The 12946-nt window shown below is 75.9% G+C and carries 2 protein-coding genes; both read left to right on the plus strand.

From position 1 onward, the window contains the following. The coding region (locus ABD879_RS29685) for an amino acid adenylation domain-containing protein (RefSeq protein ID WP_345025025.1) at positions 1-4723 on the plus strand (4723 nt) is incomplete at its 5' end. Further along, a partial coding sequence (locus ABD879_RS29690) for a non-ribosomal peptide synthetase (RefSeq protein ID WP_345025026.1) occupies positions 4717-12946 on the plus strand: 8230 nt, incomplete at its 3' end. The genes ABD879_RS29685 and ABD879_RS29690, both read left to right, overlap by 7 nt.

Below are 12946 nucleotides of genomic sequence, written 5' to 3' on the forward strand. Positions count from 1 at the left end.
CGGTGACTCGCTGCTGGCGATGCGGCTCATCGCCCGGATCCGGGCGGTGTTCGACACCGAGATCGGCATCCGGACCCTGTTCACCGACCCCACCGTCGCCGGACTCGCCGAGGCGGTCACCGAGAGCTCGGCCGTGGCCCGGCCGGCGCTGGCTCCCCGGCCCCGGCCGCAGATCCTGCCGCTGTCCTACGGGCAGCAGCGCATGTGGTTCCTCAACCGCCTCGAAGAGGAAGGCTCCGGCGCCGCCTACAACGTGCCCCTGGCGCTGCGGCTCTCCGGCGATCTGGACCCGGACGTCCTGGAAGCCGCCCTGGCGGACGTGGCCGACCGGCACGAGACCCTCCGCACCGTCTACCCCGAGACCGCGGTGCTGCCGCAGCAGAAGATCCTCACCGGTCCGGCCGCGCACCCGCCGCTGACCGTCACCCGCATCACCGGGGACGACCCGTCCGCCGTGATCGCCGAGGTGACCGGGCGGGGCTTCGACGTCGCCGCCGAGCTGCCGTGGCGGGCCGACCTGCTCGTGCTCGGCGACGGGGAGTACATCCTCGTGGTGACCGCCCACCACATCGCGGTGGACGGCTGGTCGATGGGCGTCCTGGCCCGCGACCTGGCCGTCGCCTACGCGGCCCGGCTGGAGGGCCGCGAACCGGACTGGGCGCCGCTGCCCGTCCAGTACGCCGACTTCGCCATCTGGCAGCGCGAGCTCCTCGGCGAACTCGACGACCCCGGCAGCGCGATCAGCTCCCAGCTCGCCTACTGGCGCGACGCGCTCGCCGGGCTGCCCGAAGAGCTGGCGCTGCCGACCGACCGGCCCCGCCCGCCCGTCCCGTCGTTCCAGGGCGCCGTGGTGCCCCTCGCGGTTCCGGCGGCCGTGCACGCCCGGCTGGCGGAGCTGGCCCGGCGCACCGGCTCGACGGTGTTCATGGTGGTGCAGTCGGCGCTGGCCGTGCTGCTGTCCCGGCTCGGCGCGGGCACCGACATCCCGATCGGCACCACCGTGGCGGGGCGGGGCGACGCGGCGCTGGAAGACCTGGTGGGGTACTTCCTGAACACGCTGGTGCTGCGCACCGACGTCGGCGGGAACCCGAGGTTCACCGAACTGGTCCGGCGCGTCCGGGAGACCGACCTGGCCGCCCTCGCCCACCAGGACGTGCCGTTCGAACGGCTGGTGGACGACCTCAGCCCGTCCCGCTCGCTGTCGCGCCACCCGCTGTTCCAGGTGACCCTGTCGATCGAGAACCTGCCGCCCGCCCGGTGGGAGCTGCCCGGCGTGAGCGTGCGGCCGGTGCGGCCCGACGCCGAGGCGGCCAAATTCGACCTGTCGGTCAGCCTCACCGAGAGCCGCGACGCCGACGGCGCACCGGCCGGGCTGCAGGGCGGGCTGCTCTACGCGACCGACCTGTTCGACGAGGCCACCGCGCGCGGGATCGCCGAGCGGCTGATCCGCGTGCTGGAGCAGGTCGCCGCCGACCCGGACATCGACGTCGCCGCCGTCGAACTGCTGGACGAGGCCGAACGGCGGTCCGTGCTCGCCGACTGGAACGACACCGCGCGGGCCGTCCCCGAGGCGACGCTGCCGGAGCTCATCACCGGCTGGGCGGAGCGGACGCCCGACGCGGTCGCGCTGCGGTGCGGCGACGCCGCCCTCACCTACGCCGGGCTGGAGGAGCGGTCGAACCGGCTCGCCCGCCACCTGCTGGACGCCGGGATCGGCGCCGAGTCCGTGGTCGCCCTGCGCATGCCGCGCGGGATCGACGCGATCGTCGCCATGGTCGGCGTGTGGAAGGCGGGCGCCGCGTACGTGCCGCTCGACCCCGAACACCCCGCCGACCGGCAGGAGTTCATCCTCGCCGACAGCGGCGCGGCCCTGGTCGTCGAGTCGCTGGACGAGCTGGTCGCGGGCCGGTCCGCGGAACCCGTCGGCACGCGGCCGCGCCCGGACGGCCTGGCCTATGTCATCTACACGTCGGGTACCACGGGGCGGCCGAAGGGCGTGCTGGCCCGGCACGGCGGCATGGTGAACCTCGCCGAGGCGTTCCGCCCCGTGCTGGGCGTGGGGCCCGGCGTGGCGATGCTGCAGTTCGCGTCGTTCGGCTTCGACGCGTCGGTGCTGGACGTGGCGGTGGCGCTGGCGTCCGGCGCGACCCTGGTGATCGCCTCGGACGAGGAGCGGGCCGACCCCGAGCTGCTGACCCGGATGGTGAACGAGCGGGGCGTCGGCGCGGTCAGCCTCGTCCCGTCCCTGGTGCGGGAGCTGGACCCGGACCGGTTCGACGGCGTGGCCCGCTGGGTCGTGGGGTCCGAGCGGATGCCCGAGGAGCTGGCGCGGCGCTTCGGCCGCGGCGAACGGCTGTGGAACGCCTACGGCCCGACCGAGATCACCGTCATCTGCACCACCGGCCCCATCGCCGACGACGGCGCGGGCTGGGTCGGCGGGGTCCCGTCGATCGGCCGGCCCATCGCCAACACCCGGGTGTTCGTGCTGGACGAGTACCTGCGGCCGGTGCCGCCGGGGGTGACCGGTGAGCTGTACGTGGCGGGCGCGGGCCTGGCGCGCGGCTACCTGAACCGGCGGGGCCTGACGGCCGGGCGGTTCGTGGCGTGCCCGTTCGCCCCCGGCGAGCGCATGTACCGGACCGGCGACCTGGCCCGGTGGAGCCGCGACGGGCTGCTGGTGTTCGCGGGCCGCGCCGACGAGCAGGTGAAGATCCGCGGCCACCGGATCGAACCCGGCGAGGTCGAGCACGTCCTGGCCGGGCACGACGCGGTGGACCGGGTGGCGGTGGTGGCGCGGGACGACCGGCTCGTCGCCTACGTCGTCCCGGCCGCCGGCGCCGCGGTCGACACGGCCGCGCTGCGGGAGTTCGCGGCGCGGCGGCTGCCGCCCTACATGGTGCCGGGCGCGGTCGTCGAGCTGGAGGCGCTGCCGCTGAACGCCAACGGCAAGCTGGACCGGGCCGCGCTGCCCGCCCCGGACTTCGCCGGGCTGGTCGGCGGCCGCGCCCCCGCCACCCCGGCGGAGGAGACGCTGTGCAAGCTGTTCGCCGAGGTGCTCGGGCTGGAGCGGGTCGGCGCGGACGACGGCTTCTTCACCCTGGGCGGCGACTCGATCCTGTCGATGCTGGTGGTGGCGGGGGCGCGCCGCGCCGGGCTGGCGATCACGGCGCGGCAGGTGTTCGAGCACCAGACCCCGGCGGGGCTGGCGGCGGTGGCCGTCCCGACCGAGGACGACGGCGGCGGCGATGTCGCGGCGGCCGGCCCGGTCCCGTGGACGCCGGTGCTGCACCTGGCGGCGGAACGGTCGGGCGAGGCGGCCCTGACGGGCGCGTTCTACCAGTCGATGCTGCTGACGGTGCCCGCCGGAGCCGACCATGCCCGGCTCACCGGCGCGGTGCAGGCCGTGCTGGACCGGCACGAGCTGCTCAGCGCCCGGCTGGAGCCCGGCGAGCGGCGGCTGGTCGTCCCGGAACGGCCCGTCGCGGCCGCCGACGTGCTGGACCGGGTGCAGGCCGGCGGCGACCTGGAACGCGTCGTCGCCGAACGGGCCCGCCAGGAGGCCGCGCGACTGGACCCGGAGGCCGGGGTGATGACCCGGCTGGTGTGGTTCGACACGGGCCCGGACGGCGGCGGCCTGCTGCTGTGGCTGATCCACCACCTCGTGGTGGACGGGGTGTCCTGGCGGATCCTGCTGCCGGACCTGGCCGCCGCCTATGACACGCCGGACGCGGACCTGGCGCCCGTGCCCGTCCCCTACCGGCAGTGGGCCCTGCACCTCGCCGAGCAGGCCGCCAGCGCGGAGCGCGTCGCCGAGCTGCCGAAGTGGAAGGCGATGCTGGACGGCCCGGACCCGCTGGTGGGCGCCCGCCGCCTCGACCCGTCCCGCGACCTGGTCGGCACGGTGCGCCGCGTGGACGCCTCCGTGCCCTCCGACGTCACCGAGGCGCTGCTGACCCGGGTGCCCGCGGCGTTCCACGCGGGCGTCGACGACGTGCTGCTCGCCGCGCTGGCCGCCGCGCTCGTGGAGTGGCGGCGCGGCCGCGGCGGCCCCGCCGACGGCGGCGTGCTCATCGACGTCGAAGGCCACGGCCGCATCTCCGACACCCTCGACCTGTCGCGGACGGTCGGCTGGTTCACCGGCGTCCACCCCGTCCGCCTCGACCCGGGGACGCTGGACCCGGCGGAGGTGCGGGCCGGCGGACCCGCCGTCGACCGCCTGGTGAAACGCGTCAAGGAGCAGCTGCGCGCGGTGCCGTCCGACGGCCTGGGCTACGGGCTGCTGCGGTACGTCAACCCGGACACCGCCGCCGAGCTCGCGGCGCTGCCCGCACCGCAGATCGCCTTCAACTACCTGGGCCGGTTCGCCGCGGCCGGCGACGACGGCGGCGCGGACCGCCCGTGGCAGCCCGTCGGCCGCACCGGGCTGGGCGGCGGCGCCGACCCCCGCATGGCCGCCGGGCACGTGCTGGAGGTCTCCGGCGTCGTCCACGATCTTCCGGAGGGCCCGACCCTTGCCTTGACAGTGGCCTGGCCCGAAGACTTGCTGCCCGAGGCGGCGGTCTCCGCTCTGGCCTCGGGGTGGGCGGCGATGCTGACCGGGCTGGCCGCCTACGCCGACCGCGCGGACGCGGGCGGCCACACCCCGTCCGACTTCCCGCTGGTGACCCTGGCGCAGGGCCAGATCGACGAGCTCGAATCCGAACTTGAAGGGGGCGCATGGTGACGCAGAGGCGAGTTGAGGACGTCTGGCCGCTGTCTCCGCTGCAGGAGGGCCTGCTCTTCCACGCCCTTTTCGACGACGACGCCCTCGACGTGTACGTCGGGCAGGAGGTCGTCGACCTGGAGGGCCCTCTGGACGCCGCCGTGCTGCGCCGCTCGTGGGAGGCGCTGCTGGCCCGGCACGCCGGTCTGCGCGTCGGGTTCCGCCGCCCCGCCGGGGCCGAGCAGCTCGTCCAGGTCGTGATGCGCGGCGTCCCCCTGCCGTGGCGCGAGGTGGACCTGTCCGACCTCGACAGCGGCGCGGGGATGCAGGAGGCGGACCGGCTCGTCACCGAGGAGCGGCTGCGCCGGTTCGACCTGTCCGCGCCGCCGCTGTTCCGGCTGCTGCTGGTCAAGCTGGGACCCGACCGGCACCGGCTGGTGATCACCCTGCACCACATCGTGCTGGACGGCTGGTCGCTGCCGATCCTGATGGGCGAGCTGTGGGCGGTCTACGGCGCGGGCGGCCGCACCGACGGCCTGCCGCCCGTCACCCCCTACCGCGAGTACCTGGCGTGGCTGGCCCGCCAGGACAAGGACCGGGCGCGCGAGGCGTGGGGCGCGGCGCTGGCGGGCGTGGACGAGCCGACGCTGGTCGCCCCCGCCGCGGGCAACGGCGTGCCGGTGCTGCCGGAGACCGTCGTCGCCCGCGCCGGGAGCCGCCTCACCGCGACGCTGCGGGAGCTGGCCCGAAGCCGCGGCCTGACCCTCAACACCGTCACCCAGGCCGCCTGGGCGATCCTGCTGGGCGGCCTCACCGGACGCGACGACGTGGTGTTCGGCGCGACCGTCGCGGGCCGCCCCGCCGAGATCCCCGGCGTGGAGCGCATGCTGGGCCTGCTGCTCAACACCGTCCCCGTCCGGGTGCGCCTCGACCCGGCGCGGACCGTCGCCGACATGCTCGCCCGGCTCCAGGAGCAGCAGTCCGCGCTGCTCGACCACCAGTACCTCGGCCTGGCCGAGATCCGGAAGGTCGCCGGGCCCGGCGCCGGGTTCGACACCCTCATGGCGTTCGAGAGCTACCCGGCCGGGGAGGGCCGCGCCCCCGACCTCGGCGGGCTGCGGCTCGCCATGACCGGCGGCCGCGACGCCGCCCACTACCCGCTGACCGTCGCCGTCGCCCCCGGCGACGACCTGGACTTCCGCATCAGCTACCGGCCGGACGTGTTCGCCGAACGCGACGTGCAGGCGCTCGCCGACCGGCTGGTGCGGATCCTCGGGCGGATCGCCGCCCATCCCGACCTGCCGCTCGGCCGGCTCGACCTGCTGGACCCCGCCGAACGCGACGCCGTCCTCGACACCTGGAACGACACCGCCGCCCCCGTGCCCGCGGACACCGTGCCCGCCCTCATCCGGGCCCGCGCCGGCGCCGCCCCCGACACCCCCGCCGTGCTGTGCGGGGACGAGTCGCTGACCTACGCCGAGCTGGAGGAGCGGTCGAACCGGCTCGCCGGCCACCTGCGCGACCTCGGCGCCGGCGCCGAGACCGTCGTCGGGCTGTGCCTGCCCCGCGGCATCGACCTGATCGTCGCGATGCTCGCCGTGTGGAAGGCGGGGGCGGCGTACGTGCCGCTCGACCCGGAGTACCCGGCGGACCGGCTCGCGTTCATGCTCGCCGACAGCGGCGCGTCCCTGCTGGTCGCCACCGCCGAGACGGGCGCGGGCGCGGCCGCCGAGGGCGTCCGGCGGGTGCCGCTCGACGACCCGGACGTGATCGCGGCCGTGGCCGCGCAGCGCCCGGAGCCGCCCGTAGCGCAGCCGCACCCGGCGGGCCTGGCCTACGTCATCTACACCTCCGGCTCCACCGGGCGGCCCAAGGGCGTGATGGCCCAGCACGGCGGCCTGCGGAACCTGGCCGCGGCGTTACGCCCCGTGCTGGGCGCCGCGCCCGGCGTGACGGTCCTGCAGTTCGCCTCCTTCAGCTTCGACGCCTCCGTCCTGGACGTCGTGGTCACGCTGACGTCCGGCGCCACCCTGGCGATCGCGACCGCCGGGGAGCGCGCCGAACCGGAGGCCCTCACCCGCATGATGAACGAGCGGGGCGTCGGCGCCGCCAGCGTCGTCCCGTCGCTGCTCGGCATGCTCGACCCGGCCGACCTCGGCGGCGTGGCACGCTGGGTGCTGGGCGCCGAACGGCTCCCCGCCGACCTGGCCGGCCGCTGGACCGGCGGCGACCGCCTGTGGAACACCTACGGGCCCACCGAGGCCACCGTCATCGCCACCGCCGGGCCCGTCCCCCCGCAGGGCCACGGCCGCGGCTGGGCCGACGGCCTGCCCGCGATCGGCCGGCCCGTCGCCAACACCCGCGTCTACGTCCTCGACGGCTCCCTGCGGCCGGTGCCGCCCGGCGTCACCGGCGAACTGTACCTGGCGGGCGCCGGCCTGACCCGCGGCTACCTGCGCCGCCCCGGGCTGACCGCGGAACGGTTCGTCGCCTGCCCGTTCGCCCCCGGCGAGCGCATGTACCGCACCGGCGACCTCGGCTCCTGGACCCCCGACGGCGAGCTGGCGTTCGCCGGCCGCGCCGACCAGCAGGTCAAGATCCGCGGCTTCCGCATCGAACCCGGCGAGATCGAACACGTCCTGGCCGGGCACGACGGCGTCGACCGGGTCGCGGTCGTGGCCCGCGAGGACCGCCCCGGCGACCGCCGCCTGGTCGCCTACGCCGTCCCCGCCGCCGGCGCCGCCCTCGACGCCGCCGCGCTGCGCGAATTCGCCGCCCGGCGGCTGCCCGAGCACATGGTGCCGGCCGCCGTGGTGCTCCTGGACGCGCTGCCGCTCACCGTCAACGGCAAGCTCGACCGCGCCGCACTGCCCGCCCCCGACCTCGGCGGCGGCGGGGGGCGCGGTCCCGCCACCGTCACCGAAGAGGTCCTGTGCGGCCTGTTCACCGAGGTGCTGGGCGTGCCGCGGGTGAGCGCCGAGGACTCCTTCTTCGACCTCGGCGGCGACTCGCTGCTGGCGATGCGGCTGATCGCCCGGGTGCGCGCCGTCCTGGAGGCCGAGATCGGCATCCGCGACCTGTTCGCCGCGCCGTCCGTGGCGGCCCTGGCCCGCGTCATCGACGGCCTCGGCGGCGCGGACGTCCGCCCGCCGCTGACCGCCGGCCCCCGCCCCGACACGCTGCCGCTGTCGTTCGGGCAGCAGCGCATGTGGTTCCTCAACCGGCTGGAGAAGGCCGGCGAGGGCGCCGGCTACAACGTGCCGATGGTGCTGCACCTGTCCGGCGGGCTCGACACCGCGGCGCTGCGGGCGGCCGTCGCCGACGTCGCCGACCGCCACGAAAGCCTCCGGACCGTCTTCCCCGAGACCGACGGCGCGCCCCGCCAGCGCATCCTCGACGCGCATCCCGCCGTGGACGTCGTCCCGGTGGACGCCGCCGACGTCGACGCCGTGGTGCGCGAGGAGTCCGCCCGCGGCTTCGACGTCGAACGCGAACTGCCCTGGCGGGTCCGGCTGCTGCGCATCGCCGACGACGAGCACCTCCTGCTGGTCGTCGCCCACCACATCGCCGTGGACGGCTGGTCGATGGGCGTGCTCGCCCGCGACCTCGGCACCGCCTACACCGCCCGCAGGCGCGGCGAGGCGCCCGGCTGGGCGCCGCTGCCCGTCCAGTACGCCGACTACGCGATCTGGCAGCGCGAGGTCCTCGGCGACCTCGACGACCCCGACAGCGCCATCACCGCCCAGCTCGGCCACTGGCGCAAGACCCTGGAAGGGCTGCCCGAAGAGCTGCCCCTGCCCGCCGACCGGCCCCGCCCCGCCACCCCGTCGTTCGCCGGCGAGTCGGTGCCGCTGCACGTCCCGGCGGCGGCGCACGCCCGCCTCGTGCGGCTCGCGCAGCAGAAACGCGCCACCATGTTCATGGTCGTCCAGGCCGGCCTGGCGGTGCTGCTGGCCCGGCTCGGCGCGGGCACCGACATCCCCCTCGGCACCGCCGTCGCCGGCCGCGGCGACGCCGCCCTCGACGACCTCGCCGGGTTCTTCGTCAACACCCTGGTGCTGCGCACCGACGTCAGCGGCGACCCGACGTTCGCCGACCTGGTCGCCCGCGTCCGCGAAACCGACCTGGCCGCCTACGCCCACCAGGACGTCCCGTTCGAACGCCTCGTGGACGAACTCAGCCCCACCCGGTCGCTGTCGCGGCACCCGCTGTTCCAGGTCGCGCTCAGCGTGCAGAGCATGCCGGAGCCCGACGCCGAAACCGGCGGCTGGGAGCAGTCCGGGCTGACCGTGCGGCAGGCCGCGTCCCGCGCCGACGCCGCCCGCTTCGACCTGTCCCTCAACCTTTCCGAGCACCGCGACGCCGCCGGCGCCCCCGCCGGCATGGGCGGCGGCCTGCTCTACGCCACCGACCTGTTCGACGAGACCACCGCCCGCACCCTCGCCGACCGCCTCGTCCGCGTCCTCGACCAGGTCGCCGCCGACCCCGCCCTGCGCGTCAGCCGGCTCCAGGTGCTCGACCCGGCGGAACGGCACGCCCTGCTCGCCGAACGCAACGACACCGCCGCGCGGACGCCCGCACCGACCCTGGTGGACCTGCTCGCCGCGCAGACCGCCCGCACCCCCGGCGCGGCCGCCGTCATCGGCGCCGGCCGCTGCCTGACCTACGCCGACCTGGACCGGCACGCCGCCCGCATCGCCGCCGGCCTGGCCGAACGCGGCGTCCGCCGCGGCGACCTCGTCGGCGTCGCCATGGAACGCTCACCCGACCTGATCGCCGTCCTGCTCGGCATCCTGCGCGCCGGAGCCGCCTACGTGCCGGCGGACCCGACCTGGCCCGCCGCCCGCACCCGCCGCGTCCTCGCCGGCCTCGACGTCGTCGTCGCCGACGGCGGCCTCGCCCGGCAGCTCGTCGCCGACGGCGTCATCGCCGCCGGGACGGCCGTCACCGTCGAGGACCTGCCGTCCGACGCGCCCCCGCCCGCCGTCGCGCTCGCCCCGGCCGACCTCGCCTACGTCATGTACACGTCCGGGTCCACCGGCGAACCCAAGGGCGTCACCGCCACCCACGGCGCCGTCGCCGCCCTCGCCACCGACCCGTGCTGGGGCCCCGGCGCCCGCGGCCGCGTCCTGCTGCACGCCCCGCACGCCTTCGACGCCTCCACCTTCGAAATCTGGGTTCCGCTCGCCCACGGCGGCGCCGTCGTCGTGGCCCCGCCCGGCAAGGTGGACGCGGCGACCCTCACCCGGTTCGTCCGCGACCACGCCCTGACCGCCGTGCACGTCACCGCCGGCCTGTTCGGCGTGCTCGCCGAGGAGGCCCCCGGCGCCCTCGCCGGCGTCCAGGAGGTCCTCACCGGCGGCGACGTGGTCCCGGCCGGCGCCGCCGCGAAGATCATGGCGGCCTGCCCGGACGTCACCCTCCGGCACCTGTACGGGCCGACCGAGGTGACGCTGTGCGCCACCACCCACGAGGTCCGCTCCGACCCGCCCGCGGTGCTGCCGATCGGCCGCCCCCGCGGCAACACCCGCGTCTACGTGCTGGACGAGTTCCTGCAGCCCGTGCCCGACGGCGTCACCGGCGAACTGTACGTCGCGGGCGACGGCCTGGCCCGCGGCTACCTGGACCGGCCCGCCCTCACCGCCGAACGGTTCACCGCCTGCCCGTTCGCCCCGGGCACCCGCATGTACCGCACCGGCGACCTCGCCCGCTGGCAGGACGGCCGGCTGATGTTCGCCGGCCGCGCCGACGAACAGGTCAAGATCCGCGGCTACCGGGTCGAACCCGGCGAGATCGAGGCGCTGCTGGCCGCCTGCGACGACGTCGCCCGCGCCGCCGTCGTCGTCCGCGAGGACACCGGCGAGAAACGCCTCGTCGCCTACGTCGTCCCCGCCGGCGACGACCGCGGCCTCGCCGCGCGGCTGCGCGACCTGGCCGCCGAACGGCTCCCCGAATACATGGTGCCCGCCGCGTTCGTCGTCCTCGACGCGCTGCCGCTGACCCCCAACGGCAAGCTCGACCGGCGCGCCCTGCCCGCCCCCGACTTCGGCGGCCTCACCGGCGGCCGCGCCCCCGCCACCCCCGTCGAGGAACTGCTGTGCGGCCTGTACGCCGAACTGCTCGGCCTGGACCGGGTCGGCGCCGACGACTCCTTCTTCGACCTCGGCGGCGACTCGCTGCTCGGCATGCGGCTGCTCGCCCGCGTCCGCGCCGTCCTCGGCGTCGAGATCAGCATCGGCGAACTGTTCACCGGCCCGACCCCCGCCGACCTGGCCCGCCTCGCCGACAGCACCGGCGGCGCCGCCCGGCCCGCCCTCACGCCCCGGCCCCGGCCCGACGTGGTCCCGCTGTCCTACGGCCAGCAGCGCATGTGGTTCCTCAACCGGCTGGAGAAGGCCGGCGCCGGCGCGGGCTACAACGTCCCCCTGGCCGTCCGGCTGCGCGGCGCACTCGACATCGCGGCCCTGCTGGCGGCCCTCGCCGACGTCGCCGACCGGCACGAGACCCTCCGCACCATCTACCCCGACCGGGACGGCACCCCCCGCCAGGAGATCCTCACCGGCCCCGCCGCACACCCCCGCCTCACCGTCGACGCCCCCGGCGAGGACGTCGGCGACGTGCTGCGCGCCGAGGCTGTCCACCGCTTCGACGTCTCCCGCGACCTGCCCTGGCGGATCCGGCTGGTGCCCGTCGGCGACGACGAGCACGTACTGAGCATCGTCGCCCACCACATCGCCGTCGACGGCTGGTCCATGGGCATCCTCCTGCGCGACCTCGCCGCCGCCTACACCGCGCGGCGCCAGGGCACCGCCCCGGCCTGGACCCCGCCGCCCGTCCAGTACGCCGACTACGCGATCTGGCAGCGCGAGGTCCTCGGCGACCTCGACGACCCCGACAGCGCCATCAGCGCCCAGCTCCGCCACTGGCGCGAGGCGCTCGCCGGGCTTCCCGAGGAACTGGCGCTGCCGATGGACCGGCCCCGCCCGTCGATGCCCACCTTCCGCGGCGCGGCCGTCCCGGTGCACGTCCCCGCCGCCGTGCACGCCCGCCTCGTGCGGATCGCCCAGCGCAGCGGCGCGACCGTCTTCATGGTCGTCCAGGCCGGCCTGGCGGTGCTGCTGGCCCGGCTCGGCGCGGGCGACGACATCCCCCTCGGCACCGCCGTCGCCGGCCGCGGCGACGCCGCCCTCGACGACGTCACCGGGTTCTTCGTCAACACCCTGGTGCTGCGCACCGACGTCAGCGGCGACCCGACGTTCGCCGACCTGGTCGCCCGCGTCCGCGACGCCGACCTGGCCGCCTACGCCCACCAGGACATTCCGTTCGAACGGCTGGTGGACGACCTCAGCCCGGCCCGGTCCCTGTCCCGGCACCCGCTGTTCCAGGTCGAGTACACCCTGCAGAATCTGCCCCGCTGGCAGGAACGCACCACCCTCCCCGGACTGGCGTTCGAGGCGCTCCCGCCCGAGGAGGGAACCCAGGCGGCCCGCTTCGACCTGTCGGTGACGCTCGCCGAACACCGCGACGACGAAGGCACCCCCAGCGGCATCGGCGGCGTCATCCAGTACGCCACCGACCTGTTCGACGAACACACCGTCGCGGCGATGGCCGACCGTCTCGTCCGCGTCCTCGAACAGGTGGCCGCCGACCCGGCCGTTCCCGTGAACCAGGTGGAGATCCTCAACTCCGCCGAACGCCGGATGGTGCTGTCGGAGTGGAACGACACCGCGCATGAGGTGGAGCCTGCGACGTTGGTGGATCTGTTCGCTGCGCAGGTGGGGCGGACGCCGGGTGCGTTGGCGGTGGCGGATGAGCGTGTGCGGTGGTCGTATGCGGAGTTGGACGCGGCGAGTGACCGTGTTGCGGGGGAGTTGGCGTCGCGTGGTGTGGGCCGGGGTGACCTGGTGGGTGTGGTGGTCGGCCGGTCGGTGGAGTTGGAGGCGGTGCTGCTGGGGGTGTTGAAGGCGGGCGCCGCGTATGTGCCGGTGGATCCGGGGTATCCGGTCGCGCGGATCGGGTTCATGCTGGCCGATGCCCGTCCGGCGGTCGTGGTGTGCACGTCGGCCACGCGGCAGGTGGTGCCCGAGGGCGCCGACGTTTTCGTGGTGGACGGTGGTCTGGTCGGCGGGGATGGTCCGAAGGCCCCTGAGGTCCCGGTGGGCGTGGACGACGTGGCGTATGTGATTTACACGTCGGGTTCGACGGGTCGTCCGAAGGGTGTGGCGGTCTCGCACGGGGCGATCG

It is taken from the genome of Actinomadura keratinilytica (assembly GCF_039539665.1).
GTDB classification, from domain to species: Bacteria; Actinomycetota; Actinomycetes; order Streptosporangiales; family Streptosporangiaceae; genus Spirillospora; species Spirillospora keratinilytica.